This window comes from Brevibacterium sp. HMSC22B09, assembly GCF_001806795.1.
Lineage (GTDB): Bacteria > Actinomycetota > Actinomycetes > Actinomycetales > Brevibacteriaceae > Brevibacterium > Brevibacterium ravenspurgense.
In genome coordinates this window covers 179,501-205,043 of the sequence record NZ_KV786025.1, presented here as the reverse complement: position 1 = coordinate 205,043, position 25,543 = coordinate 179,501, and the positions used below count along the sequence as shown (strand labels likewise).

Below are 25,543 nucleotides of genomic sequence, written 5' to 3'. Positions count from 1 at the left end.
CGGGGCGGCTGGCGCCTCGGCTGGCTGTACTGCTGCCGAGGTGCCGGTCGCCACAGCACCGGCCCAGGTGCCGAGGTGCCGGCGGCTGGGCCGGCTATCCTTAGCAGGACTGGTCTGACCGTCGAGGGAGTAGAAGTGACTGTTGCCGACATTGATCGCATCCTCCGCGAAGTGGCATCTGCCGGAGACAGATTCAACGCCGTCACCGAAATGCTGCCGGAACTTGCCCGCGAGCGCGCTGGCGAAGCCGCGCAGCGCGCCGCCGAAGACCTTCCACCGCGAGCGCTGGAAGGCCAGCCGTTTGCCGTGAAGGACATCGTGTTCATTGCCGGGACCCCCACCTCGATGGGTTCGCGCGTGGACGTTCTGAGCCACCCGGATGCGACGACCGGCACCGCCGATGTCATCGAGCGGCTCATGGCCGCAGGTGCGATCCCGGTGGCCAAAACCAACTGCCAGGAGTTTTCGCACGGTATTTTCGGTGAGCACTCTGCTTTCGGCACTGTGGTCAATCCCGCGGGTGCTGAGCTGTGCACCGGCGGTTCGTCTTCCGGTTCGGCCGCGCTCGTGGCCGCCGGGGCGGTTCCCTTTGCCGTCGGCTCCGACACCGCCGGATCGGTGCGTGTTCCCGCTGGATGTCAGGGTGTTGTCGGCTTCAAACCCACGCTGGGTGCGGTCAACACCGACGGTGTTTTCCCACTGTCACCGTCGTTCGACACCCTTGGCTTCTTCACCCGCACCGTCAGCGAAGCAGTCCGGGTGTTCTCGGCTGTTGTGGACTTTTCGGCAGGTGCGCCCGCATCGGTCGCGGTCGGCACGTTCGAACTGAGCACACCGCACTGGATTGAGGACGGTGCTGACTACCTCGATACGACGAAACCGGTGGACCTCGAACCGTTCATCGAAGAGTCCGGTGCGCTGTATGACACTGTTCGCAAGTACGAGTCATTCCGGATTCTGGGCCCGCTGGCCGAAGACCAGCCAGAAGCCTTTACCCCCGGTGTTCTCGACCGGGTCAAACAGTCTGCCGATGTTTCTGAAGCCGACTACCAGCAGGCTTTGGCTGATGTTGAGGCTCTGCGTGAGCGCGCTCTGGCTCAGTTCGCTGATGTCGACGTCATTGTGTCGCCCGCGCTGGACGGCGGAACCGTCCCGTGGGACAGCATCGGGCCCGATGCCCGCCCGGCCTTTGTCCGCTACTCCCAGCTGTTCAACGTGCTCGGCTGGCCCGCCATCACCATCCCCACCGGCCGCAAGTACGAAAGCGGTGCACCCGCATGCCTGCACATTGCCGGCAAACCCGGCGAAGACGCAACCGTGCTCGCGGTGGCCGCTGAGGTTGAACGCCGACTGAAGGCTGAAGCCAACTGAGCAGACCGCCTGACACCATGAATGACTCTGCCTGAATGACACTGCCCTTTTCACGCGGCAGGACGCTCGACCTGCTGCCGCCCACCCAGCGATACACCCGGACCGCCTACCGTGCGGCTTCGGCTGTCATCCGGTCCTATTCCACATCGTTCTCCTTTGCCGCATCACTGCTGCCAAAGCGTATGGAGCGCAGCATCGCAAGCCTCTACGCGGTGGTGCGGATTGCCGATGAAATCGTCGACGGCGCCTACCCCGCCGGCCCCGCCGCGCAGGCGGAGGCTCTCGATGACTTCCGACTGCGGATAGCTGAAGCGTGCCGCACCGGGTTTTCGTCTGACCTCATAGCCCACGCTTTTGCGGACACCGCGCGGCGCACCGGGATCGGGCCGAAACTGTGGGACCCGTTCTTTTCGTCCATGTACCGCGACATCCGGCCCGAACACCATTCGCCGGTTTCGCTGGATTCCTATATTCACGGTTCGGCGGAAGTGATCGGGCTGATGTGCCTGGCGATTTTCATGGAAGACGAAAACCCCACCGCGGAAGAACAGCCGATCCTGGAAGACGGCGCACGAGGTCTGGGCGCGGCCTTCCAACGCGTCAACTTCCTGCGCGACCTTGGGTCCGACACGGCTGAACTCGGCAGAACCTACCTGCTGGACAGCGAAGGCAAGTTCACAGAAGAGGAAAAAGCCCGCCAGCTGGACATTATTCAGGCAGATTTTGCCGCGGCGCGTAAAGCCATGCCGCTGCTGCCGTGGCGCGTGCGCACCGCAGTCGGCACCGCGCTGGGCATCTTCGAAGAACTCGCCGAACGGGTGGCGGCGACTCCCGTCGATGAACTCCAGCGGACCCGCCTGCGTATCCCTGCACCGCGCAAGGCTGTTTTCGCAGCCCGAGCCGCCGCGGTTCGCGGTTGGTCAGGTGCCTGATGCGCTCACTGACGGTCGTCGGCGGAGGTATTGCCGGCCTGGGCACAGCGGCGCTGGCTGCCGCGCGCGGCTGGAAGGTCACACTCCTGGAATCCCGCAGCGAAGTCGGTGGGCGGGCCGGCCTGCACACGGAAGCTGGTTTTGCCTTCGACACGGGACCGTCGTGGTACCTCATGCCGGAGGTGTTCGACCGCTTCTTCAGCCTGCTGGGCCAAGACAATCCCCTCGACCTGCACGACCTCGACCCGGGATTCCGGGTCTGGCCTGAGGGCCTGCTAGAAGCCGAACGGTTGCAAGACAGCGGGAGCGGCACCTCGGCAGTTGATGTGCCCCGTGGAACCGAGCCCTTCCTGCGGCTGGTGAGCCAGCGCGAACCCGGTGCGGCTCAGCGGGTGCGCCGCTACGTGGAATCGGCCTCGGACACGTACCGGCTGGCGCTCGAGCACTTCCTCTACACAAACTTCACTACCCGGGACTACACCCGGTTTGCCCGGCCCGATGTGCTGGCCCGACTCCCCCGGCTGCCGCGGCTTTTCGGCCAGTCCATGCAGCGGCGGATTGAGCAGACGGTGACCGACCCCGTGCTGCAGAAGATCCTGGGCTATCCGGCGGTGTTCCTCGGCACACAGCCGAAAACCGCGCCCAGTATGTATCACCTCATGACGAACCTCGATGTTGTCGACGGTGTGCGCTACCCCATGGGCGGAATGCGAACCATCATCACCGCGATGGCTCAGGCGGCGGTCCGGTTGGGTGTGGACATTCGCACCGACTGCACCGTGACGGCGGTGCGCACGCAGGGCAGGCGGGTTGTCGGTGTGACGGCCCGCTGTGGTTCGGCTGATGTGCCGGGTGCGGCTGGCCAGGGTGCTCACGTTCCGAGTGCTGACGAGGTGGAGGCCGGCTCGCGCGGTTCAGGTTCTGTTGTCGACTTCGACAGTGACGCAGTTGTTGCGGCCTGTGATCTTGAGGCGTTCGAGGCTCTGCTGCCCCAGCGGCTGCGGACGCGGAGTCAGCAGTGGTGGGCGCGGCGCGATTACGGCATCGGCGCGGTCACGCTGCTGTTGGGTGTTGACCGGAAGCTGCCGCAGCTGCACCACCACAACCTGTTCTTCACATCTGACTGGGACAGCAATTTCACGCAGATCTTCGGGTCGGACAAGCGTCTGCCGCAGCCGGCGTCGGCCTATGTGTGTGTACCGTCGCGTACGGATGCTTCTGTGGCTCCGGCGGACTCGGAGAACCTGTTTGTGCTGGTGCCGGCCCCAGCTGACCCACAACTGCGCACCGGCTCGCAGCTGCTTGAGCAGTACGCCGACCGGATCATTGACTCTTTGGGCGCGAGCATCGGCGTTGATCTGGCCGCGCACCTGCGGGTGCGTCGGGCTTTTGGTCCCGGCGATATCGACCCGCGGCGCGGATCGGCTCTCGGGCCGGCGAATGTGCTGTCGCAGTCGGCGATGTTCCGCTTCCCGCAGAAGGCGCGTGCGCGCGGGCTCGTGCACGCAGGCGCCTACACAGCGCCGGGCGTGGGCCTGCCCATGTGCCTTATCAGCGCTGAAAACGCCGTCGACCTGCTGGAGCGCACATGAGCTGGGCCTACGCGGGAGCGCTCTGCTTTTCGCTGCTGGGCATGGCGATCCTCGACTTTCGCCACGGCCTGTTCTGGGGTGCCGCGCTGCGCAGCAAATCAGCTGGGGTGTGGGCCCGAACCGCCGGAGTGCACTTCGGCGTGTGGGCCGTGTTCCTGCTGTGGGACATTCTCGGTATTGAACTGGACGTGTTCTTCCGAGGCGATTCGCCCTACATGACGGGCATCAACCTGGCTCCGCACCTGCCGATGGAAGAGCTGCTGTTCCTGTTCTTCCTGGTGTGGCTGACCATCAACGTTTTCGTCGGGGCCGCGAAGCTGGCTGAATGGAGGGCCGGACGAGGTGCCGGTCGACAGCCGGGACACCAACCTGGTCGGGAGGCCGGTCACCAACCTGGTCGGGAAGCGAGGCAGCCGTGACGTACACGCTTCTCAACGCCTGCTTCCTCATACCCGCAGCACTTCTTGCGTGGAGCGCCCGCAAGCGCATTCCCACTGGCCCGTGGCTGCTGACGGCAGCAGTGCTCATTGCCCTGACGGTCATCTTCGACAACATCATGATCGGTGTTGGACTGTTCTACTATTCGCCGGAAACATCGTCAGGCATCACGATTGGGCTCATGCCGATCGAAGACCTTTCCTACACGGTCTTCGCGGTGCTCGTCCTGCCGGCACTCTGGGCTCACCTGCTCCGGCCGAGAACAGACCAAGCCGCCCGTGGCGGCGGTGGTGAGCGGCGCCTCGTCAGTGGTGGTGAGCGGCGCCTCGGCAGTGATGGTGACAGGCGCCTTGGCGGTGGTGACGAGCAGTGCTGAAGCACCTTTTCCTGTCATCCCGCCCGCTCAGCTGGGTCAACACGGCCTACCCGTTCGGGGCGGCGTACCTGCTGATGGGCGGCGGGCTGAGCCTGGATTTCTGGTTGGGATGCCTGTTCTTCCTGGTGCCCTACAACCTGGCCATGTACGGGATCAACGACGTTTTCGACTACGAATCAGACATGCGCAATCCGCGCAAAGGCGGTGTAGAAGGCAGTGTGCTCGACCCCGCACTGCACCGGCCGACCCTTCTTGCGGCCGTCTTCAGCTGTCTGCCGTTCGTGCTGTATTTCCTGGTGACGGCGCCATGGGTGGCCAAGGCGATGCTGGTTTTCAGCCTGTTCGCGGTTGTCGCGTACTCGGCGAGGGGCCTTCGGTTCAAAGAAATCCCCGTGTTGGATTCCGTGACCAGCTCCCTGCACTTCTCTACGCCCGCCTGGTTCGCCGTGACGCTGCTGGCCGGGGGTGCTGGTGGTGTCTTTGGTGTTGGGGCCGGTGCTGGTTCGGGACTGTTGGGCTCTGGTGTGAGTGCAGCGGGAGTCTTGGGGCTCATCGCGTTCTTCCTGTGGGGCATGGCGAGCCAGGCGTTCGGCGCGGTGCAGGATATCGGGCCCGACCGCAAAGCCGGCCTCAAGTCGATCGCCACGGCATTCGGCGCACGCGGAACGGTCGCTGTGGCGGTGGGGTTGTACGCGGCGGCGGCCGTGCTGATGGGTCTTACCCCGTTCCCGCTGGACATCATGGCGGTCGTCGGGCTGGCCTATACCGCCAATGCGGTGCGGTTTTTGAGCATTGATGATGCCTCGGCGGAGCGGACGCGTTCCGGCTGGCAGGTTTTCCTGTGGTTGAACTACGGGGCGGGCTTCGTGCTGACGATAGTGTTGCTGGCGGGCGCTCTGCTGTAGGGGTGCCGCGGGCCCTATTGTGGAGGCATGAGGATCCACATTGCCGCCCTGGGCGGAACGATTGCGTCTGTTCCCACCGAGTCCGGAGGAGTTTCTCCCAGCGTTTCCGGCGAAGACATTGCGCGCGCCGCCCGTCTCGACACGATTGACGTCGATGCTGTGGCCGGGCACGCCACCTCGCCCGCGGGGCAGGCGGGTGAGGAAGGCGGCCGGGGAGCAGGCGCCTCGTCATCCAGTCTGCAGCTGACGTTCGAGCAGGTGGCGCAGGTCGGTTCCGGCTCGATTACGGTCGAGCACCTGGTGAGCGTCGTGGAATCGGCGCGGGCGGCTGCGAGTGAAGGGGCTGTCGGAGTTGTTCTCACGCAGGGCACCGACACGCTTGAGGAAACCGCGTTTGTGCTGTCGCAGATCAACGATTCGGGCATCCCGATTGTGGTCACTGGGGCCATGCGCAACCCGTCATTGCCCGGCGCCGATGGCCCTGCGAATGTGCGGGCGGCTGTCATTGCGGCACTGTCGCCGCAGGTCCGGGGCCTGGCGAGCGCCTTGGTGATGGCCGATGAAATCCACGATCCCGTTTTTGTGCGCAAAGACCACACGAGCTTCATCCACGCTTTTTCCTCCGGGCCTTCTGCTGGGCCGCTGGGCTGGGTAAGCGAAGACCGCGTCATCCTGCCACATGTTCCGGCGGGCAGCTGTGGCGGTTTGGCTGGTGCTGTGGGGGCCGATGGTGTGGCGGCAGCCGGCGGCGAAGCGCAGCCAGTTGGAGATGCAGCGGCAGCCGGAGGTGAGGCGCGGCCAGCCGGAGTGGCAGGAGCGGCCGGGGCGGCACCTCGTCCCCAGTTCCCCGGCCTGACCAGCGACGACGTTTTCCCTCAGGTGGCTGTTATTGCCGTTGGCTTGGGTGATTCGCTGGCGATTCTCGATGGGGTTGCCGATGCCGGGTATGCCGGCTGTGTCCTTGCCGGTGTCGGCGGTGGGCACGTGCCGCAGTCGGCGCTTCCTGCGGTTGAGCGGCTTTCTCAGCAGATGCCGGTGGTGTACTCGTCGCGCACGGGTTCGGGGTCTGCGCTGGAGAACACCTACGGCTATCCCGGAGCTGAAATCGGTTTGCAGAAGATGGGACTTGTGCCCTCGGGTGTGCTCGACCCCTATAAGGCAAGGCTGCAGCTGCGGCTAGCCCTGGCTGTTGGTGGGGCTGGCGCCGGTGGTGACGTTGGCGCCGGTGGTGACGTTGGCGCTGACGTTCGTGCTGGCGTCGAGGCGGCTTTCGCTCCCTTCCGCCCCGGTTTCACGCGCTAATGCAGCTCACCACCCACACCAGACTCACGCGCTAATGCAGATTTACGCGTTAATGCGCTACAACAACGCGTGACTCTGCACTAAAGCGTGAAACTGCACCCACAAACAGGCGAACCCGGCCCCACAGAAAACACGCGCAGCCCAGCTCCACCTCGCCCACCAAACACGGCACCACCCAAACCACACCAGACTCACGCAGTAATGCAGATTTGCGCGTAAATGCGCCGCAACAACGCGTGACTCTGCACTAAAGCGCAAATCTGCGCCCACAAGAGGGCGAACCCGGCCCGACAGAAAACACCCGAAGACCAGCTCCACCTCGCCCGCCAAACCCAACTCCACCTACGCCACATCAGACTCACGCAGTAATGCAGATTTACGCGCTAATGCAGACGCACCACCCACGCCACCCCAGACTCACGCGCTAATGCAGACTCACGCGTAAATGCGCCGCAACAACGCGTGACTCTGCATTAAAGCGCAAATCTGCACTGGCAAGAGGGCAAAACCAGCCCAGCGACAAGCGCTGACAACGCGGTTTACAGAGTGGAGGGACAGCAGACGGCGACGGCATCAGCGCCCAGTGCCGTTTACAGCTGCGCGTTTACAGCTTCGGGGCGGGCGGCAGGGTCCACGAGGGATCGGGCTGGAACAGCGTCCAATCCCTGTCAAAAGCCCAGTGACCGGAGCGCATCTGGTCAAGAGCCAGACGCTTTTCGGCTTCGATCGCCGCGGCAATGCCGTCATCCCATTGACCGAAGCGGACGGCGGCTTCCAGTTCGTCGCGGTCTTTTTCTTCCACCGTCCCGTCCGGGCGCACCAGGATGTCGAGCACGTGATCCGCAGTGAAAAGGGAATCCCCTGCAAGGGTGTGCGGGTGCTCCAGATTGATGTACCAGCTGCGGAACTCGCCCGTTCCCGCCCAGAACAGCCACACGGAAAACGGCATGCCCGCAGGCACAATCCGCAGCACACCCGTGCCGTGCCAGTGCCGCCGATAGCTGACACGGTCAGTGGCCGAAGGTGAAAAACGCTCGGCGTAGCCCAGGTCGTGCAGATTGACGTCCTCGCGGCCGGCAAAACGGCTGTCGACCGTCGGAGTACCGCCGGCAAGCCACACAACCAGACCGCGCTCATCATGCTGAACAACGCGCACCGGCTGGACTACCTCGGTGCCGTGGGCTTCAAAATCGTGCCGCCTGAACCGCCAGTTCAGAAGCGAACCGCGGGACAAAAACGGTGCCTGGCCCACTCCCCTGCCTTCCGGATGGGGAACAGCAAATGGCCCCAGCGGATCGAGCGGACCAGAATGCTGGCGAACCCGAACCGAATTGAGAATCTCAGCCACGCAGCTGCGCCCATTCCTCAACCACCCACGGGCTGAAGGCAAAAGGCGCCTGGCGCAGAACATCCGTCAGCGCATCAGGATCAATCCATGCAAAATCCATGACTTCGTCAGTAACCGGCAGAAGCTCGCCGTCGATCTTCGCCGAAAACACGGGGCAGATTTCGTTTTCGACAACACCCGATGCGTCAATCGCCCGATACCTAAAGTCCGGCAGGATCTCGGTGACCTCAACAACCTTGGTGCCCAGTTCCTGCGCAGCGCGCCTTTCAATGGCTGCTGTGAACGATTCCCCCGGCGCGGGATGCCCGCAGAAGGAATTGGTCCACACACCGGGCCACGTGGCCTTGCCCAGTGCCCGTCGAGTCATAAGCACCTGGCCCAAGTCGTTGTACAGAAAACACGAAAACGCCAAGTGCAGCGGGGTGTCAGCAGTGTGCACAACAGCCTTGTCAGCCTCACCAATGGGCTTGCCGTCTTCATCGAGAAGAACAACGTACTCCGTCATGCGGACACTCCTTGGGCTGGCGGACCTTGCGGCTGATGTTCTCACCCTATCGGCTGGCACTGACACGACTATCCGGCCAGCAGTTCAACCGGAGCATCACTGACGAGGTGGAGGGCACCTCGGCAACCACCGGCACCTCGGCAGGTACCGGAACCTCCCAGGCTCCCGGCCAGCAGCCGTTACACCTTTTCAGCTGGCAGCCGGACGTCCATTTCGGCGGACGGCAAGTGCTTCTCGCGCGGACGGATGAACAGCCAGTACACGCCATAGCAGACCGGCACCACGCCCAAGCCGATGACAAGCGACAGCCTCTGGGTGGGATCGAGCGCCATGCCGACGAACACAGCCAGATTGAGCAGCACCACGAGGATCGGCACCGCCGGGAACAGCGGCACCCGGTAAGGAAGCTGCTTGACGTCCCCACCGGACTTCACGAACTTGATGCGGAACGAGTACTGGGTGAGCGCAATCGTGATCCACGACAGCGCACCGCCGATGCCGGAGACCGACATGAGGAACACGAAAAGCGTGTCCTCCGCAACGAAGCTCGACAGCAGCGACAGCAGCCCGAACACCATCGTGAAGATCAGCCCACCATAGGGCGAACCGTTCTTGAGTGTGCGCGTGAAGAACTTCGGCGCATGCCCGTCGTGGCCAAGTGACCACAGGATGCGCGAACACATGTACAGACCGGTGTTGCCCACCGACAGGATCGACACCAACACGACAAAGTTCATGATGTCCGCGGCAAAGGGAATGCCGATCGCTTCGAACACCGTGACGAACGGACTTTCAGAAAGCCCCGCCTGACGCCACGGGATGAGCGCAATGAGGATGACAACAGCGCCCAAGTACAGAAACACCAGACGGAACACGATCGTCCGCACCGCCTTGGGGACCGCTTTGGCGGGGTTTTCCGCCTCGCCAGCTGCAACGCCCATGACTTCCGAACCCATGAACGTGTAGATGACCGTCATCATCGCGGCTAGAACCGCACCGATCCCCGTGGGGAAGAAACCGCCGTCTGCGTAGAAGTTGTCCCACCTGGGGCGGGTTTCGCCGTCCATGCCGACCAAGCCGACAAGCACCAGGCCGCCGATCACAATGAACGCGGCAACCGCTGCGACCTTGACGAACGCCAAACCGGATTCAACCTCCGCGAAGCCGCGGACGCTGAACAGGTTGATGACGAACAGCACGACGATGAACACACCGGACCACACCGCCGTTGGAACATCCGGGAACCAGAACTTCATGACAATGCCGGCCGCCAAGAACTCCAGGCCGATGAAGCTTGCCCACGACAGCCAGTAGATCCAGCCGATCGTGAATCCCGTCCCGGGCCCTAGGAGCTTTGTGGCGTGCGCCTGAAAAGACCCGGAGGCCGGCATCACCGACGACGTTTCACCCAGACACGACATGGTCAGCCACAGGAGGAAACCACCGACAACATACGCGGCGATCGTCCCGCCGGGACCAGCACGGTTGATGACATCACCCGTGCCCAGGAACAGTCCCGTGCCGATGACCCCGGCGAGCGCAATCATGAACATGTGACGGCTCTTGATGCTGCGCTTGAGCGCCTGCCGCTTGTGTCCGCGCACGCCCTTGGGGATCGGGTCTTCCACACGAACACTGCTGACACGGTTTTTGTCATGACCTGACATCGATGAAGCCTCTCGTTGGTGGGCTTTTAACTATTCGCCCACCAACGAAGATAGTCAAGGCTGCCGCCGGGCTCCCTCCCCGACCGCGGCCGTGCTTTATTCGTCGGAATCGTCCTCTTCGGAGTAGTCTCCACCGGCATCCCAGTAGCCGATTTCAAGGTCACCCACACCGGCGTTGATGTGCACTGGGATGTCCTCACCGACTTCTGACATGTCAGCCACTCGCTTGGCTTCGATTTCGATTGTGGTGCTGCCCAGGTTGGCCTGCCCGTCATCGACGATGACGTAATCACGCCCGTTCTCCATGCCCTTCGGATCGGGCAGCAGCAAGCTGACGGAACCGGCTGCCACACTGAGGTCGACACCTTCAACAGGCTGTGTATTCGGTCCCAGCTGCAGGTCAGCGCTTCCCGCGGTGACGTTGACGGACACTTTCTTCTTCGCATCGAGATGCTCCGCACCGACCTCACCGCCTTGAACTTTGAAGCTCGCGTCGTCGAAGACTCCGTCGACGTCGGCCTCGCCGCCCTTGATGTCGATCGCCAGCTTTTCGGCTTCACCTTCGACTTCTACGGCACCGCCGCGTATCGAGGCGGCAATGTCTTTGTACTTGCCGTCGACGTAGATCGAACCCCGGCTGAGCTTCAAGTCGATCGCCAGCTTTTCGGCGAGGTCCTTCGGCAGGCCAATGGTCACCTCGGCTCCCCGTACGTTCTGAGGTTTGATGTCAAGAACCGCTGTCGATCCGCTCTTCTTCACCTTGACCGGGCCTGCGCCGGTGCTGGAGTCCTTGTGCTGCCGGTAGCGGGTGTCGAACCAGCCGGTGACCTGCGACTCCAGCGGCATGTCACGGTCTCCGATCTCCGCGGAATCCACGACGATCACCTCGGCGAGGTTCGTATTGATTTCGAGCCGGTCGATGCCTTCGGGAATCGCGCCGTTCTGTGTTCTGTGCTCGTAGCTGGCTGATGCCACCATCGTGACGGCAATAACGCCGAGCGGCACGATCAGGGCGAGCACCGCCGCGATGGTGATCGCAATCTTCCACCCGATGCGCGATGACTTCCGCGCGGGTGTGGGCTTGCCAGGTTCGTGCCCTGGCTGCTGGGCTGGCTGGTTGGAATTACGAGGTGTCGGCATGGGCTGAGTGGTCATGTCAGGCTCCCAAAAACTTCAGGACCGCGAGGATGCGGCGGTTGTCGTCGGCTCCGGCTGACAGGCCGAGCTTGGTGAACACCGACGAAATGTGCTTTTCGACTGCTCCGGCACTTAAGAACAGCGCGGAGGCGATGGCCGAGTTCGACTTGCCTTCGGCCATGAGTGCCAGAACTTCGCGTTCACGGGCCGAAAGCTGGTCGATTCCCGTGTCCCGGCGGGAACGCACCATGATCTGGCTGACGACTTCCGGGTCGAGCACCGTGCCGCCGGAAGCGACCTTGTCGACTGCTTCCAGGAAGTCGCTGACGTCTGCCACGCGGTCTTTCAGCAGGTAGCCGAAACCGCCGGAATTGTCGGCAATGAGATCTGATGCGTAGCGCTCTTCTACGTACTGGGAAAGGACGAGAACTCCAACTTCCGGGTTCTGCGCGCGGATGAGCACAGCCGCACGAATGCCCTCATCCGTGAACGTCGGCGGCATCCGCACATCGACGATCGCCAGATCAGGTTCGTGGGCGCTGACCGCGCCGAGCAGATCCGTCGCATCACCCGTCGTGTGGACGATGTCGTGGCCGGCATCGGTCAGCAGGCGCACCAGGCCTTCCCGCAGGAGGACAGAGTCTTCGGCAATCAGAATGCGCATGGCACCTCGACTTTCAGTTCGGTGGGTCCGCCCTCGGGCGATGAGAATTCCCAGCTGCCGCGCACAGCCCGCACCCGGTCCCGCAGCCCCGCAAGACCCGAATTTCCGTGCACCGGGAGGTGAGCTCCACCTCGTCCGTTGTCAGAAACCTCGATCTGCAGTCGGGAAAGGTCGGCGGTCATGCCGACCCGCACAGTCGCGCGGGTGGCGTGCGCGTGCTTGTTGATGTTGGTGAGGGCTTCGGCCACAACGAAATAGGCGACGGACTCGATGTCGCGGTCGATGCGCCCGGGCAGATTCACGGTGAGGTCCACCGGGACGACCGACTGGGCTGCCAGGCCGGACAGGGCGGCATCGAGGCCGCGGTCGCCCAGCACGGCCGGCTGCAGGCCGCGCACCAGACGGCGCAGTTCCGCAACCGCCTGCTTGGAATCTTCGTGTGCTTCCGCAATGAGAGTGCGGGCCCCTTCGGGGTCGGTTTCGAGTTTCGCCTTCGCCATGCCGATCTTCATCGACTGGGCCACCAGCATGGGCTGCACGCCGTCGTGAAGGTCGCGCTCGAGGCGGGCGCGCTCAGTTTCTGCGGCACCAACCGCTCCCTGCCGGGCGTCGTCGAGGGCCGTGACCTCTTGTGTCAGAGTGTCAGCTTTCGACGGCGCCAACAGCAGCTTGTCGATCGCACGGTCAAGCATGGCCGAATACCACAGGATGACCAGGGTGAAGACCGTCAGAACCGCGGCGAGTACAAAACGCAGCGGCCTGTCGACGTTGTCGAAAACGATCTCCTGGCTGATGGTGTCCGACACGGCGATGCCGAAGAACACGATGGCAAAGGCGAGTGCCAGAAACGACAGCCCGCCCAGGACAGCACCCGTGAAGGACTTGAGGAAATGATGGGCGGTGCCGCGCCAGAAAACGGCCGAAGTGACCGACCGGCCCAACCACTTAAGCCATTCAGTGAACCCGGGTCCACGCTGCGGCATCTGCGGTTTGGGGTAGCCCAGGCTGTAAATCGATTCAGCGCGGTGGCGCTCCACGCTGTTGATGCCCCACTGAAAGTAGAACCACGCCAGCAGGAAGATGATGCCGGAACCGGCAGCCGGCAGTGCCGACAATCCGCCGAAGAACAGGAAGATGGACAGGCAGGAGATCGTCCACCAGACAAAACCGGAGGCCAGCAGGTTCACTGTGCCTATCAGCCCCGGATGTCCGGCTGGTTTGATCCAGCTGCCGATGCGCGTCTGAGATTTCATGCTTCAATCCTTGCGGGGCCGCAATCAGATTCCCATGGTGAAAGCCCGAGGAACACTGAGGGTTTTCCCTACTTTCCGCTCTACAGTAAACCGCATGAATCAGCATTCCCCGGTGCGCTCCAAAACTCGCACGCAGATTCTCTTCTTCTTAGCCGCAAGCGCCGGTGTGACCATGTTCGGCATGTACCACGTGCTCGAAGCGCTCGGCTACATTGCGCCACCGCGACCGTTCGGTGATTCGATCGGCACGGTGGCATTCGGGGTTGACATCGCCCTGGGCGTGCTGGCGCTGGCGCTGCTGCCGTCGGCTATTCACCACGACCCCATGGAAGTTGAATACGGCTACGTCGGTCCGCCCTCAGCACTCGTAGCCTGCCTGGTGATCCTGTCTGTCTGGATGGTGTCAGTCCTGGCCGCACCCGCCGGAGCCATTGTGCTCATCTCACTGTCGGCCAGGCTGTCGCTGTACTGGACAGTGCCGGCGGTCTGCGCGTCACTCATGTCCGCACTCGTCTACCAGCTGACCCACAACCCCGCGGATCCGAACATTTCGTGGTCGACCGTGCTGGGCTCGGTTGTTCTCACGCTGACGCTCATAGCCATGGGATCCGTCCGCGGTCTCGTGCTGCGCCGACAGGCCGAACGGGCCAAGCAGGCCAAACAGGCCCGGCAGGCGCAGTCTCCGCAGCAGACGCAGTCTGCTGGGTAGAGTAGCCACCATGACTCACTCCACATCCGAGCCCTCGGCTCCGCGCAATGCGGCTCGTGCGGGTGACGATCCAATGATCCGGGCGCGCGATGCGCAGCTTCACAACTTGAAACACGTCGACGTCGACCTGCCGCGGGATACCCTCGTGGCGGTCACCGGTGTTTCGGGTTCGGGCAAATCCAGCCTGGCCTTCGGCACCATCCACGGCGAGGCGCAGCGGCGCTACCTGGAGTCTGTCTCCCCCTTCGCGCGCCGCCTCATCGGCGGCGCGGTCAACCCGCGCGTCGGCTCGATCACGGGCCTGCCGCCGACGGTGGCACTGCAGCAGTCCACCACCCTGGGCGGGGCACGCTCCTCCGTGGGCACGATCTCGAATATCTCAAACAGCATTCGGCTGCTCTTCTCCCGCTCCGGCAGCTACCCGGACGGTATGCGCGAACGGCTGGAATACGGCAGGCTCGACTCCGACGCCTTCTCGCCCAACACCACCGCCGGCATGTGCCCCGAGTGCCAGGGAACCCGCACCGTGCACCGGCCGACCGAAGAGTCAATGGTGCCGGATCCCAGCCTGTCTATCAGGGACGGCGCGATCGCCGCGTGGCCGGGAGCGTGGCTGGGTAAGAACTTCCGAGACATCCTGGGCACCCTCGGCTACCCACTCGACGTCCCGTGGCGAGATATTCCTCAAGAGGACCGCGACTGGATTCTGTTCACGGACGAACAGCCGGTGGTCACCGTCCACCCGGTGCGGGACGAAAACGCCATGCAGGGGTCGTATAGGGGCAAATGGCGCTCGGTTGCCACCTACCTCACCGAGTCCCTGGCGGAAACGGAGTCAGACAAGACCCGCCGCCGAGTACTCTCCTTCATGCATTCATCGACATGCCCAACCTGCCAGGGCCGCGGTTTCCAGCCGGATACCCTGCTGGTCACCTACGCGGGTTACGCCATCGACGAATTCAACGACTTGGCGTTGAAGGACGTTCTGGCTGTGTTGGAGGACCGCCTCGAGCACCTGGCGGGGATCGCCAAGCAGGAGTGGAACGAGCACGACGAGGCCGAAGAGCTGCTGCTGGATCAGGTGCTGCCCACGGTCCGCGCGGCGATCGAGCTGGGGCTGGGACACCTGAGCCTGTCGCGGCCGGCACGGAGCCTGTCTGCCGGCGAGCATCAGCGTCTGCGGCTGGCCTCCCAGCTGAACTCGAGCCTGTTCGGCACGGCCTATGTGCTGGATGAGCCCTCGGCCGGCCTGCACGTCGTAGAGCGGAAGGCAGTCTCCGAGCTGCTGCAGCGCTTCATCGACGCGGGCAATTCGGTGCTTCTGGTGGAGCACGATATGTCCCTGGTCGCCGGATGCGACTGGATCGTGGATATCGGCCCTCGCGCCGGTGAGCGCGGCGGGCAGCTGGTGTTCTCCGGCCCTACGGGCCAGTTCCGCGCCAACGCCGAGCAGCTGGGCTCGCCCACTGCCGCCGCCCTGAACGAGGACTTCCCCAAGCTGACGGACACCCCGGCTGGCACCGGTGAATCCATCAGCCTCCGAGGTGTTCACGCGCGCGCCTTCGACGGGGCCGACGTGGACTTCCCGCTGGGGGCACTCACCACGGTCACGGGAGTATCCGGTTCCGGCAAATCCACCCTCGTCATCGGGGTGCTGGCCGACGTGGCGTCCCGCTCGGCCAAGCAGGTGGTCGGCGCCGAAGAGGCCGCGGACGAGGACCCGGATGCTGAGGTCACGGCGGATTCCGACGACTCCCGGAATTTCCGAGTGGACAGCGCAGCGGGGGTCGATGAGATCCGCCGGCTGGTTCACATCACCCAGAAGCCGATTGGGCGCACCGTTCGTTCAACCGTCGCGACCTATACGGGCCTGTTCGATCACGTGCGCAGGCTCTTTGCTGACACCCCGGAGGCCAAGCGGCGGGGCATGTCGGTGTCGGACTTTTCCTACAACACGAAAAAGGGCCGCTGCCCGGAGTGCGATGGCGCGGGCAGCATCGAAGTTGAGCTGGTGTTCCTGCCCGGCACGTACACCACCTGCCCGGCCTGCCACGGCAAGCGCTATAAGCCGGAAATCCTTCAACTGCAGTGGAACGACCGCAGCATCGCGGATGTTTTGGCGCTGACCGTAGACGAGGCGCTGGAGGTCTTCGCCGAAGAACCGAGAATTCTGCGCTCTGTCGAATTCCTGCATGCACTCGGCTTGGGCTACCTGCGCCTGGGACAGGGATCCCCGGAGCTGTCAGGCGGCGAGGCGCAGCGCATCAAGCTGGCTTCCGAAATGCAGCGCGGCTCCAGCCGCAAGCACAACCTGTACCTCCTGGACGAGCCGACGACGGGGCTGCATCCGGCGGATGTGGACCTTCTGCTCACCCAGCTTCGTCGCCTGGTCGACGACGGCGCGACAGTGGTCGTCATCGAGCACGACCTCCGGGTGGTCGCGCAGGCCGACCACGTCATCGACATCGGCCCGGGAGCCGGCGACGAGGGCGGCCAGATTCTGGCCACCGGGACGCCAGCGGCGGTCGCCCAGCAGGGTCTGCGCCCGGATTCGCGTTCGGTGACGGCCCAGGTTCTGGCCGAACGAGCCGGCTTGAGCTGAGCCTCGGAAATCCGGCTTACGGGAGCGCAGCCGCCCACAAGAACGCGCGCCCCAAAAACAGACGAGGTGCCGCTCCCCAAAACGGGGACGGCACCTCGACCGGTCACAGCTGAGGTGACCTCAGCTCACGCGCATCATTTCGGCTGCATGCGGATGGCGCCGTCCAGACGGATGGTGTCGCCGTTGAGCATGGGGTTGCGCACGATCGATTCGACCAGCTGGGCGTATTCGGCGGGCTTGCCCAGGCGCGCCGGGTGCGGAACCATCTTGCCGAGCGAGTCCTGAGCTTCCTGCGGCAGGCCGGCCATCATCGGGGTTTCGAAGATGCCCGGTGCGATGGTGACCACGCGGATGAGCGATTCGGCGAGTTCACGGGCCATCGGCAGGGTCACGGCAGCCACACCGCCCTTGGAGGCCGAGTACGCGATCTGGCCGATCTGGCCGTCAAAAGCTGCGACCGAAGCGGTGTTGATGATGACGCCGCGCTCTTCGCCGTCCGGTTCGCCCTGCTGCATTGCCGCAGCTGCCAGACGTGCCACGTTGACGGTGCCGACCAGGTTGATGCCGACGACCTTGCTGAAGGTCTCGAGTTCCAGCGGGCCACGGCGCGAAACGAGCTTGCCGGGTGTCGCCACACCGGCGCAGTTGACGACGATGCGCAGGGGGCCGAGCTCAACTGCCTTGTCGACAGCGGCCTGAACCTGCTCTTCGTTCTGCACGTCGGCCTTGACGAAGTGGGCGCGTTCGCCGAGTTCTTCTGCGGCCTTCGCACCGGCTTCTTCGTTGAGATCGATCATGACGACGTTGGCACCGGCCGCGAGCAGACGCTCAGTTGTCGCGCGGCCAAGACCGGACACGCCGCCGGTGACGAGGGCGGATACTCCCTGAATTTCCATAGCTATCTCCTCACTGTGGTGTTGCACAGCTCACTTTAGCGGCAAGTGATGCACCTTACGAACGGGGCTTGGGACGGAAGCGCTCCAGCGGATCGGTGACCACTTCGATGACGGTCGGCGCGGTGATTTCGCCGAGTTCTCCCAGCACCGAATCGAGTTCATCCAGGGAGCTCACGGTGTGCCCGGCAGCGCCCATTCCTCGGGCCATGGCGGCAAAGGACGGCCATTCGACGAACGAGGTTTCGCCCTTGGAACCGAAGTTCTCCAGCTTGTAGAACTCGGCACCGTAGCAGGAGTCGTTGAGCACGACGACCACCAGCGGCAGGCCGTCGCGCACCGCGGTGGAGACTTCCATGAGCGAGTGCATTGCCGCGCCGTCGCCGACCCACACGACCGTCGGGCGCGACGAATCCGCGTAGGCCGCACCGACACCCAGGGGGATGGCCAGACCGATCGCACCGAAGTAGCCGGCGAAGTCCCACCTGCCGGGGTCGACAACCATGTGCTGGACGACCGACGGGAAGTACATGCCGATGTCGGACACCTGGTTGATCTGCTTCTGACCGTCGTGGCTGATGGCCGTGCTGATCCGCATTGCCGCGTCACGCACGTCAATGTGGTCTTCGCGCGAGGTGGAGCGGTAGTCATCGAGTGCCTCCCGCTGGGGGCGGTCCTCAAGTGCCGCAACGTACTTGGGTGCCGGGCGACTGTCCGCGTCCGGGTCGGCTTCCAGCAGGGTTCCGGCAAGAGCGTCGACCGCGGCTGCAACATCCGCCTGGATGGCGACGTCGACGGGACCGTATTTGCCGAGCGCTTCGGCGCAGCTGTCCACCTGGATGACCTTCTTGCCTTCCATCAGGTGGTAGTGGTCGGTCTGCCAGTTGTTCAGTGACGCCCCGAAGGCGATGACGACATCAGCGTCGCCCATGTATTCAACGCCGACTTCGTTGGACAGGGTGCCGTGGATGCCGAGGTTTTCCGGTTCGCCGCGGAACAGATCCTTGGCGATGAGCGAGGTCATGACGGGAGCGCCGATCATGCGGGCAAAGCGCAGAACAGAATCACGCGCACCTGCCGAAATGACACCTCGTCCGGCCAGGACCAGTGGACGGCGAGCCGACATGAGGTAGCCCAGAGCGTCCTCGACCCGGTCGGAGTCCGCGCCGAGCACCGATGCGGGCTGGCTGAGGTCGGGCAGTTCGGGCAGGTCGACTTCGTCGTTCATCTGCGCGTAGGGGATGTTGACGATCACCGGCTGCTGGCGAGCGCGCGCCCGCATAACGGCCTTGTGGATCGTCTTCACTGCATCTGCGCCGGAATAGGAGCGCTCATAGGCGGCACCTGTCAAAGCTGCGACTGCCGCGATGTCGATGCGCTGGTAGTGCTCATTGACGTCCGGGGTGTCGCCGGTCAGCAGCACCAGCGGTGTGCGGGCGCGCGCAGCTTCGGTCAGTGCGGTGATGGCGTTGGTGATTGCGGGGCCGAAGGTGACAGTCGCCATGCCGACTTCGCCGGAGAAGCGGGCGTAGCCGTCAGCTGCCAAAACGACAGCGTCTTCGATTGACATGCCGATGTAGCGACCGTCGGTCTGCTCAATGAAATGACCCAGATACGCGAGGTTCGCATCACCCATAAGGCCGAACAGCGGCTTGCCGGAACGTTCGTGGGCAAGGAAGCGGCTGATCGCTTCGTAGTTCTTCACTGCGGACTCCTTTGTAACAGCGGCTGCGCATGGTGCACGCTGCACTGTACCCCGGCAGCGACCCTTTTGTATGCAGAACGATCGTTTGAACCTACGATAGCCTGGCGCTTATGAAACGTTCAGGACAACAGCTCAAGGGCCGCGACGCTATTCTGCGCGCCGCGCGGGAAACATTTGCGGCAAAGGGATTCGACGGTGCATCCATCCGCGACATCGCCAACACGGCGGGGCTGAACCTGTCTGCCCTCTACTACTACTTCGATTCGAAGCAGGCTGCCCTTTTCGAACTCATCCGCACCAGCTACCAAGAGTTCAACACCGCAATCGACGAGGCCCTCAACGCCGCCGAACCGGACCCGGTTGCCCGCGTGGCGGTGTTTGTGCGCGTTCTTGTGCGCTACCGGGCCGCGAACCTCGCAAGCTCCCGGCTTCTGCTGCTCGAAACAGAGCGCCTGAGCGAGGACTACCGGCCTGAGATCGATGAGCTGCGCGTCTTCACCCGCGGTCAGCTGTACGAACAGGTCCGCCTTGGCAAAGAGCAGGGTGTTTTCGACATCGACAACCCCGACCTCGCGGCCCGCTCCATTCTGGCCATCAGCAATGTCCTCCCTCAGTGGTGGAATCCGGACGGCCCACTGCAGGTCGAAGACCTCGAACGCGAATACCTCGAGCAGAGCCTGCGGATTCTGGGCTGCACCGAACGCGGCCCGCGCCTGACGGCCACTCCCCTCCCGCCGATTCCCTCCGACGAATAAAAGTCAAGCGTGGAGTTCTATGCGGCACTTGAGGACCTGCGCAAGGCGATCGAGGCCGGCAAGGCGAGCGGCACCTCGGGAAATGACAATGAAGAACCAACCGGCGGCACGGCAGCCGCCGACCCGGCGGTGTGAGCTGTTGCGCAATTTGGAACAATGAGGCTATGGCTCGCATTGTGAATACTGTTCTCGCGGACAAGGTCATGTCCGCTGAGGACGCTGCTCGTTTCATCAACCCCGGCGACAACGTCGGAATGTCCGGCTTCACCGGAAGCGGATACCCGAAGGCCGTACCCACGGCACTGGCAAACCGCATAGAAGCAGCACACGATGCGGGGGAAGACTTCTCGATCGGACTGTTCACCGGGGCATCGACTTCGGATGAACTCGACGGCGCACTCGCCAAAGCCAAAGGCGTGCACTTCCGCACCCCGTTCAACACCGACCCCGACATGCGGGCAGCCATCAACAACGGCGACGTCGACTACCTCGACGCCCACCTGAGCCACCTGGCCCAGCAGGTGTGGTTCGGCTTCTACGGCAAACTCAACGTCGCCGTCGTCGAAGTCGCGGCCATCCTGCCTAACGGCCTGCTGGTGCCCGGCGCGTCCGTCGGCAACAACAAAACCTGGCTCGACCTGGCCGACAAGGTCATCCTGGAAGTCAACGAGTGGCTGCCGAACGAAATCGAGGGCTTCCACGACATCTACTACGGCACCCACATCCCGCCGCACCGCAATCCCATTCAGATCCTCGACCCCGCACAGCGGATCGGCGACCCCTACCTGCGGGTTGATGAATCGAAGGTCGTTGCGGTCGTCAAAACCAACTCCCCGGACCGCGACAACAAGTTCAACCCGGTTGACGAAAAGTCCGAGGCGATGGCGAACTACCTGATCGACTTCCTCCGTTCGGAAGTCAAGCACGACCGCCTGCCGAAGAACCTGCTGCCGTTGCAGTCGGGCATCGGCAACGTCGCCAACGCGGTGCTCGCAGGCCTGCAGGAATCCGAATTCCGCAACCTCACGTCCTTCACCGAGGTGGTGCAGGACAACCTGCTGAGCCTCCTGGAAGAGGGCACGTTCACATCCGTGTCCGCCACCGCACTGTCCCTGACCCGCGAAAAAGCCCAGTACTTCAACGACAACGTCGAAAACTTCAAGGGCCGCCTGCTCCTGCGCCCGCAGGAAATGTCGAACCACCCCGAAATCGTCCGCCGTCTGGGGGTCATCGGCATCAACGGCATGGTTGAGGCCGACATCTACGGCAACGTCAACTCCACCCACATCACCGGAACGAAGATCGTCAACGGCATCGGCGGGTCGGGCGACTTCGCGCGCAACGCGTTCCTCAACTTCTTCGTTTCGCCGTCAACGGCCAAGGACGGCGCGATCTCGTCAATCGTCCCGTTTGCCAGCCACGTCGACCACACGGAGCACGACACCCACGTTCTCGTCACGGAACAGGGCATCGCAGACCTACGCGGACTGTCGCCCATCAAGCGCGCCCGCCGCATCATCGACAACTGCGCTCACCCGGACTTCCGCGACAGGCTCAACGACTACCTCGACCGAGCCATTGCCGCCGACCCCGGCGGCCAGCACACACCGCACATTCTGGAAGAAGCCCTCAGCTGGCATATCAACCTGCGCGACAGCGGAAAGATGTGATCATGTTCGAAGAACCCACCTGCTCAGTCACCGAAGTCCCCGAAGACGCGATCGTCCTCGACGTGCGCGGCCGCGACGAGTTCGCCGCCGGCCACATCAAGGACGCCATCAACGTTCCGCTTGACGAACTGCAGGAACGACAGGAAGAAGTGCCCTTCGACGTCGATGTGTACGTCATCTGCCGCACCGGACGCCGCTCGGCACACGCCACTCAGTTCCTCAACATGGCCGGTCACGACTGCATCATGGTCGTCGGCGGCATGGACCAGTGGCACCACGAAGCTGAACTGCCGATCGTCGCCGAAGGCGATGCCGCGCCGTACGTGAAGTAAAACTGCGCGTGGAATAAAGCCGCGTGTAAAGCAAAGCCCTCAGAGACAGCGAGCGGGCCGGAAGGAAAACCTTCCGGCCCGCTCTGTTTGGTCAAGGCAAGCGTCGTTGACAGCCGCCCTCACCAGGGCTGTCAGCGATGCTTCCGGCGTGCCGACAGCCAGTTTTTGGGGCTCACGGCCAATCTGAAGATGGCCGCGGAGCATTGCCCATAATGCACGACACGGTGCCATTTTCGAAACTTTACTGCCGACACCTCGGCCTCATTCCGGACACCCGGAATCCGCTATTCAAGATTTACCGGCCCCACGGTGGAACTGAGCCGATAACTTCGGCACACTCTGCTGTATGAATGACCGCGCTGGACTTCCCGCTTCTGAAAGCGACCTCACCGACATCCCGCAGCTGCTGGATGACTACCACGACATCGTCCCCAACCCGGACGATCCGGCCCAGCGGGTGTCGTTCGGCACCTCGGGCCACAGGGGCACCAGCTCTGCGGGTTCGTTCAATGAGGCCCACATCGCGGCCATCACTCAGGCGATCGTGGAATACCGGCAGGCCCAGGGCATCACCGGCCCGCTGTTCCTGGCCCGCGACACGCACGCGCTTTCCGAACCGGCTTTCCTCACGGTCAACGAAGTTCTGGCGGCGGCGAACGTTCCCACGTTCATCGACGAACGTGACGGCTACACGCCCACTCCCGTGCTGAGCTTTGCGGTGCTGCGCCACAACCGTGAAGCCGCCGGCACCCACGGGCAGGCCGATGGCATCATCTTGACCCCCAGCCACAACCCGCCGACTGACGGCGGCATCAAGTACAACCCGCCGCACGGCGGTCCGGCCGGTGCGGAGGAAACCGCGTGGATTGAGAACCGTGCCAACGAACTCCTTCCCCAGTGGCAGGACATTCCGCGCACCGAGTTCCAGCGAGCGTTCCACCTGGAGAACACGCAGAATTTCGACTACATCGGCGCCTATGTCGGTGCGCTTGACGATGTTGTCGACATGCAGGCCATCCAGTCTGCTGGTCTGCGGATCGGCGCTGATCCTCTGGGCGGTGCGGCTGTCGACGTGTGGGCGGCGATTGCCGACACCTACGACCTCGATCTGACCGTCATCAACCCCACGATCGACCCCACGTGGTCGTTTATGCACCTGGACTGGGACGGCAAGATCCGCATGGACTGTTCGTCCGAGTACGCCATGGCCGGACTGATCGAAGCGCGTTCGAGCTTCGACATCGCCGTGGGCAACGACCCCGATGCCGACCGCCACGGAATCGTCACCCCGGATGGCGGGCTGATGAATCCCAATCAGTACTTGGCCACCGCGATCGACTATCTGCTCACCCACCGGCCCGGCTGGACCGCCGCGGACGCACTGAGCACTGCCGGGGTCGGCAAGACACTGGTCAGCTCACGACTGATCGATGCGGTCATCACGTCTCACGGCCGATCCGTGTACGAGGTGCCTGTCGGCTTCAAGTGGTTTGTTCCGGGTCTTCTGGACTCAAGCTTGGTCTTCGGCGGTGAAGAGTCCGCTGGTGCTTCGTTCCTCGACAAGCAGGGACGCCCGTGGAGTACTGATAAGGACGGCATCATCATGAGCCTCCTGGCCGCGGAAATGCTGGCGGTGACGGGGCAGACGCCTTCGCAGCGCTGCGCTGAGCTCATCCAGAAGCACGGCGAATTCACCTACCGCCGCGTGGAAGCTGCTGCCGACCGCGAACAGAAGGCGAAGCTCAAGTCGATTTCGGCTGACAGCGTCACGGCTGACTCTTTGGCCGGTGAGCCGATTACGGCTGTGCGCTCTCACGCTCCCGGCAACGAAGCGACGATCGGCGGTCTGAAGGTCGAAACCGAATCCGCGTGGTTTGCCGCGCGCCCCTCGGGTACGGAAGACATCTACAAGATCTACGCTGAATCGGCGCGCGGCAGCGAACACCTGCAGCAGGTCATCGACGAAGCGCAGGCACTCGTAGACTCCGTTTTGGCTGAGTGAGGACGGCCTGTTTAGGCGGGCGTTTGGGTGCGTCGTAAGGCGGCGTTTGGCGGCCCCGTGAGGAACAGTTTCGCTGCGCCGTAACGTGGCATTTGGCGTTGCCGTGAGGCGGGCGTTTGACCCGTTGTGTCGCGGTCTAGGATGAGACCATGTTCTCTGCCTACCGCGATATCTTCGGCATCCCCGGCGCTTTGAAGTTCTCTGCGGCAGGTCTTATCGCCCGATTGCCGATTGCCCTTCTGGGCTTGGGCGTGGTGCTGTTCATTCAGGCAGAAACGGGTTCTTACGCTCAGGCGGGAATTGTGGCCGCCACCTTCATGACCGCGCAGGCGATTTCGAACCCGCTTCTGGGCAAGCAGATTGACCGGCACGGCCAGGCGAAGGTCATGGTGCCCGCGACGATCATCCACGTCATCGGCCTGGCAGGCCTGCTGCTGGTGGTGTACCTGCGGCTGTGGCCGGGACTGCTGTTCGCCTCGGCCGCTGTTGCCGGCGCAACCGTCGGCTCCGTTGGGGCTCTTGTCCGTGCTCGGTGGGCCGCGGTGACAAGGAACCAGAAAGAGCTCGACACTGCGTTTTCGTGGGAAGCGGTTGCCGATGAGCTCATGTTCGTTTCCGGACCGGCCGTTGTCACCGCTTTGGCCACCGCACTGTGGGCGCCGTCCGGTGTTGTTCTCTCGATGGTCGCCGTCACGATCGGTGCAATACTGCTCTACCCGCAGAAAGCCACGGAACCTCCCACCAGCAAGCGCGAACCGCGGGCCATGCGCGGCAAAGTGCTGCGCAATCGCGGCATCCTGTTTGCCGTCATCGGCCAGTTCTTCCTCGGGATCAACTTCGGTGCGGTCGATGTTTCGACGATCGCCAGCGCAGAAGAGCACGGGGTGAAGAGTGCTGCCGGCATCGCACTGGCCGCCTACGCCCTCGGCTCGCTCATTGCGGGCATCGTCTACGGTGCAGTGAATTTCCGGGCGCCGGTTCGCGTGCGCTACGCCGCTGCCGCGGGCGCCCTGGCGCTGCTGTCGTGGCCGCTGGTGTTCGCCCCGAACATGGTGGTGCTGACCCTGCTTATGCTGCTTGTGGGCTTCGCGGTGTCGCCTACGCTCATCACCGGCAGCTCGGTTGTGCAGTCTTTGGCTCCGCCCAAGCGAATGACGGAAGCCCTTGCCTGGATTTCAACGGCCATCGGCTTCGGTGTTGCCGTCGGTTCTGCCGTGTCGGGAATCGTCATCGACCACTACGGCGCCCACGAGGGCTATCTGGTCACCGCTGTTTCCATGACAGCGGGAGCTCTTTTCATCCTGGCGGCCAACCGCACGTTCGAACCGCCGAAACCGCAGCGCGTCGTTCTCACCTGACGCACCTCGGGCAGGACTGTCATCGAA

23 protein-coding genes are annotated in these 25,543 nt (G+C 63.5%); 15 read left to right on the top strand and 8 right to left on the bottom strand.

Features of this window, described 5'->3' with window-relative positions:
• The first annotated feature begins 135 nt into the window (after nucleotides 1-135).
• From HMPREF3087_RS08780 to HMPREF3087_RS10415, 7 genes are read left to right on the top strand one after another with little or no spacing between them, the layout of a single operon-like run.
• Nucleotides 136-1,371: an amidase gene (locus tag HMPREF3087_RS08780; protein ID WP_070428831.1), complete on the top strand. Its 1,236-nt coding sequence runs from the start codon at nucleotides 136-138 to the stop codon at nucleotides 1,369-1,371.
• Nucleotides 1,372-1,406: 35 nt separating this feature from the next.
• On the top strand, nucleotides 1,407-2,303 hold the full coding sequence (locus HMPREF3087_RS08775) for a phytoene/squalene synthase family protein (protein WP_070428830.1): 897 nt from the start codon (nucleotides 1,407-1,409) through the stop codon (nucleotides 2,301-2,303).
• A complete protein-coding gene (gene crtI, locus HMPREF3087_RS08770; RefSeq protein ID WP_070428829.1) occupies nucleotides 2,303-3,895 on the top strand; it encodes a phytoene desaturase family protein in 1,593 nt (530 codons plus the stop codon). The genes HMPREF3087_RS08775 and crtI overlap by 1 nt, the downstream gene beginning before the upstream one ends.
• Nucleotides 3,892-4,314, top strand: a complete 423-nt coding sequence (locus HMPREF3087_RS10420; RefSeq protein WP_083272117.1) for a lycopene cyclase domain-containing protein — start codon at nucleotides 3,892-3,894, stop codon at nucleotides 4,312-4,314. Before crtI ends, HMPREF3087_RS10420 begins: the two co-directional genes overlap by 4 nt.
• Nucleotides 4,311-4,709: a lycopene cyclase domain-containing protein gene (locus HMPREF3087_RS08760; protein ID WP_070428828.1), complete on the top strand. Its 399-nt coding sequence runs from the start codon at nucleotides 4,311-4,313 to the stop codon at nucleotides 4,707-4,709. The genes HMPREF3087_RS10420 and HMPREF3087_RS08760 overlap by 4 nt, the downstream gene beginning before the upstream one ends.
• Nucleotides 4,703-5,614 (top strand): prenyltransferase, encoded by a 912-nt coding sequence (locus tag HMPREF3087_RS08755; RefSeq protein ID WP_070428827.1) that lies wholly within the window; start codon nucleotides 4,703-4,705, stop codon nucleotides 5,612-5,614. Before HMPREF3087_RS08760 ends, HMPREF3087_RS08755 begins: the two co-directional genes overlap by 7 nt.
• A 27-nt stretch (nucleotides 5,615-5,641) precedes the next feature.
• Nucleotides 5,642-6,916: an asparaginase gene (locus HMPREF3087_RS10415; protein ID WP_083272116.1), complete on the top strand. Its 1,275-nt coding sequence runs from the start codon at nucleotides 5,642-5,644 to the stop codon at nucleotides 6,914-6,916.
• Nucleotides 6,917-7,520: 604 nt separating this feature from the next.
• Here the strand turns inward: HMPREF3087_RS10415 and HMPREF3087_RS08740 are convergent.
• From HMPREF3087_RS08740 to HMPREF3087_RS08715, 6 genes are all read right to left on the bottom strand, one after another.
• Nucleotides 7,521-8,264, bottom strand: a complete 744-nt coding sequence (locus HMPREF3087_RS08740) for a ribonuclease FAU-1 family protein (RefSeq protein ID WP_239233497.1) — start codon at nucleotides 8,262-8,264, stop codon at nucleotides 7,521-7,523.
• A complete protein-coding gene (gene idi, locus HMPREF3087_RS08735) occupies nucleotides 8,257-8,769 on the bottom strand; it encodes an isopentenyl-diphosphate Delta-isomerase (RefSeq protein ID WP_070428825.1) in 513 nt (170 codons plus the stop codon). Before idi ends, HMPREF3087_RS08740 begins: the two co-directional genes overlap by 8 nt.
• Before the next feature lie 179 nt (nucleotides 8,770-8,948).
• The gene (locus tag HMPREF3087_RS08730) at nucleotides 8,949-10,436 is read right to left on the bottom strand and encodes an amino acid permease (protein ID WP_083272115.1); all 1,488 of its coding nucleotides are present in this window, start codon (nucleotides 10,434-10,436) and stop codon (nucleotides 8,949-8,951) included.
• A gap of 96 nt (nucleotides 10,437-10,532) precedes the next feature.
• On the bottom strand, nucleotides 10,533-11,591 hold the full coding sequence (locus HMPREF3087_RS08725; RefSeq protein ID WP_070428824.1) for a DUF4097 family beta strand repeat-containing protein: 1,059 nt from the start codon (nucleotides 11,589-11,591) through the stop codon (nucleotides 10,533-10,535).
• Between the two features lies 1 nt (nucleotide 11,592).
• On the bottom strand, nucleotides 11,593-12,237 hold the full coding sequence (locus HMPREF3087_RS08720) for a response regulator transcription factor (protein ID WP_070428823.1): 645 nt from the start codon (nucleotides 12,235-12,237) through the stop codon (nucleotides 11,593-11,595).
• A complete protein-coding gene (locus HMPREF3087_RS08715; protein WP_070428822.1) occupies nucleotides 12,225-13,490 on the bottom strand; it encodes a sensor histidine kinase in 1,266 nt (421 codons plus the stop codon). The genes HMPREF3087_RS08720 and HMPREF3087_RS08715 overlap by 13 nt, the downstream gene beginning before the upstream one ends.
• A 94-nt stretch (nucleotides 13,491-13,584) precedes the next feature.
• On the opposite strand from HMPREF3087_RS08715, the gene HMPREF3087_RS08710 reads away from it, so the two are divergent.
• A complete protein-coding gene (locus tag HMPREF3087_RS08710; protein WP_256173084.1) occupies nucleotides 13,585-14,199 on the top strand; it encodes a hypothetical protein in 615 nt (204 codons plus the stop codon).
• A gap of 10 nt (nucleotides 14,200-14,209) precedes the next feature.
• Nucleotides 14,210-16,801: an excinuclease ABC subunit UvrA gene (locus HMPREF3087_RS08705; protein WP_070428820.1), complete on the top strand. Its 2,592-nt coding sequence runs from the start codon at nucleotides 14,210-14,212 to the stop codon at nucleotides 16,799-16,801.
• 134 nt (nucleotides 16,802-16,935) lie between these two features.
• Here HMPREF3087_RS08705 and HMPREF3087_RS08700 read toward each other — a convergent pair whose 3' ends face one another.
• Together HMPREF3087_RS08700 and HMPREF3087_RS08695 are read right to left on the bottom strand one after the other, a co-directional pair.
• Complete coding sequence (locus HMPREF3087_RS08700) at nucleotides 16,936-17,697, bottom strand: SDR family NAD(P)-dependent oxidoreductase (protein ID WP_019174350.1); 762 nt, start codon at nucleotides 17,695-17,697, stop codon at nucleotides 16,936-16,938.
• Between the two features lie 55 nt (nucleotides 17,698-17,752).
• Nucleotides 17,753-19,399: a thiamine pyrophosphate-binding protein gene (locus tag HMPREF3087_RS08695; protein ID WP_070428819.1), complete on the bottom strand. Its 1,647-nt coding sequence runs from the start codon at nucleotides 19,397-19,399 to the stop codon at nucleotides 17,753-17,755.
• Between the two features lie 110 nt (nucleotides 19,400-19,509).
• On the opposite strand from HMPREF3087_RS08695, the gene HMPREF3087_RS08690 reads away from it, so the two are divergent.
• The 6 genes from HMPREF3087_RS08690 to HMPREF3087_RS08670 all read left to right on the top strand — a co-directional run bounded on the left by HMPREF3087_RS08690 (nucleotide 19,510) and on the right by HMPREF3087_RS08670 (nucleotide 25,516).
• Nucleotides 19,510-20,154, top strand: coding sequence for a TetR/AcrR family transcriptional regulator (locus HMPREF3087_RS08690; RefSeq protein ID WP_070428818.1), 645 nt, complete (start codon nucleotides 19,510-19,512; stop codon nucleotides 20,152-20,154).
• A gap of 9 nt (nucleotides 20,155-20,163) precedes the next feature.
• Entirely contained in the window at nucleotides 20,164-20,289 is a 126-nt protein-coding gene (locus HMPREF3087_RS10760; RefSeq protein ID WP_256173083.1) for a hypothetical protein, read from the top strand.
• Nucleotides 20,290-20,318: 29 nt separating this feature from the next.
• A complete protein-coding gene (locus tag HMPREF3087_RS08685) occupies nucleotides 20,319-21,824 on the top strand; it encodes an acetyl-CoA hydrolase/transferase family protein (protein WP_070428817.1) in 1,506 nt (501 codons plus the stop codon).
• A 2-nt stretch (nucleotides 21,825-21,826) separates the two neighbouring features.
• Nucleotides 21,827-22,156 carry a rhodanese-like domain-containing protein gene (locus tag HMPREF3087_RS08680; RefSeq protein ID WP_070428890.1) on the top strand — a complete coding sequence of 110 codons (330 nt, stop codon included), beginning with the start codon at nucleotides 21,827-21,829 and terminating at the stop codon, nucleotides 22,154-22,156.
• A gap of 346 nt (nucleotides 22,157-22,502) precedes the next feature.
• The gene (gene pgm / locus HMPREF3087_RS08675; RefSeq protein WP_070428816.1) at nucleotides 22,503-24,158 is read left to right on the top strand and encodes a phosphoglucomutase (alpha-D-glucose-1,6-bisphosphate-dependent); all 1,656 of its coding nucleotides are present in this window, start codon (nucleotides 22,503-22,505) and stop codon (nucleotides 24,156-24,158) included.
• 149 nt (nucleotides 24,159-24,307) lie between these two features.
• Nucleotides 24,308-25,516: an MFS transporter gene (locus HMPREF3087_RS08670; RefSeq protein ID WP_070428815.1), complete on the top strand. Its 1,209-nt coding sequence runs from the start codon at nucleotides 24,308-24,310 to the stop codon at nucleotides 25,514-25,516.
• Nucleotides 25,517-25,543: the final 27 nt, after the last annotated feature.

Excerpts from the sequence above, each read along its gene's own strand:
- HMPREF3087_RS08775 (WP_070428830.1), top strand. The coding sequence starts at position 1,407 with ATGACACTGCCCTTTTCACGCGGCAGGACGCTCGACCTGCTGCCGCCC.
- crtI (WP_070428829.1), top strand. The coding sequence starts at position 2,303 with ATGCGCTCACTGACGGTCGTCGGCGGAGGTATTGCCGGCCTGGGCACA.
- HMPREF3087_RS10420 (WP_083272117.1), top strand. The coding sequence starts at position 3,892 with ATGAGCTGGGCCTACGCGGGAGCGCTCTGCTTTTCGCTGCTGGGCATG.
- HMPREF3087_RS10415 (WP_083272116.1), top strand. The coding sequence starts at position 5,642 with ATGAGGATCCACATTGCCGCCCTGGGCGGAACGATTGCGTCTGTTCCC.
- idi (WP_070428825.1), bottom strand. The coding sequence starts at position 8,769 with ATGACGGAGTACGTTGTTCTTCTCGATGAAGACGGCAAGCCCATTGGT.
- HMPREF3087_RS08730 (WP_083272115.1), bottom strand. The coding sequence starts at position 10,436 with ATGTCAGGTCATGACAAAAACCGTGTCAGCAGTGTTCGTGTGGAAGAC.
- HMPREF3087_RS08725 (WP_070428824.1), bottom strand. The coding sequence starts at position 11,591 with ATGACCACTCAGCCCATGCCGACACCTCGTAATTCCAACCAGCCAGCC.
- HMPREF3087_RS08720 (WP_070428823.1), bottom strand. The coding sequence starts at position 12,237 with ATGCGCATTCTGATTGCCGAAGACTCTGTCCTCCTGCGGGAAGGCCTG.
- HMPREF3087_RS08715 (WP_070428822.1), bottom strand. The coding sequence starts at position 13,490 with ATGAAATCTCAGACGCGCATCGGCAGCTGGATCAAACCAGCCGGACAT.
- HMPREF3087_RS08710 (WP_256173084.1), top strand. The coding sequence starts at position 13,585 with ATGAATCAGCATTCCCCGGTGCGCTCCAAAACTCGCACGCAGATTCTC.
- HMPREF3087_RS08705 (WP_070428820.1), top strand. The coding sequence starts at position 14,210 with ATGACTCACTCCACATCCGAGCCCTCGGCTCCGCGCAATGCGGCTCGT.
- HMPREF3087_RS08700 (WP_019174350.1), bottom strand. The coding sequence starts at position 17,697 with ATGGAAATTCAGGGAGTATCCGCCCTCGTCACCGGCGGCGTGTCCGGT.
- HMPREF3087_RS08690 (WP_070428818.1), top strand. The coding sequence starts at position 19,510 with ATGAAACGTTCAGGACAACAGCTCAAGGGCCGCGACGCTATTCTGCGC.
- HMPREF3087_RS08685 (WP_070428817.1), top strand. The coding sequence starts at position 20,319 with ATGGCTCGCATTGTGAATACTGTTCTCGCGGACAAGGTCATGTCCGCT.
- HMPREF3087_RS08680 (WP_070428890.1), top strand. The coding sequence starts at position 21,827 with ATGTTCGAAGAACCCACCTGCTCAGTCACCGAAGTCCCCGAAGACGCG.
- pgm (WP_070428816.1), top strand. The coding sequence starts at position 22,503 with ATGAATGACCGCGCTGGACTTCCCGCTTCTGAAAGCGACCTCACCGAC.
- HMPREF3087_RS08670 (WP_070428815.1), top strand. The coding sequence starts at position 24,308 with ATGTTCTCTGCCTACCGCGATATCTTCGGCATCCCCGGCGCTTTGAAG.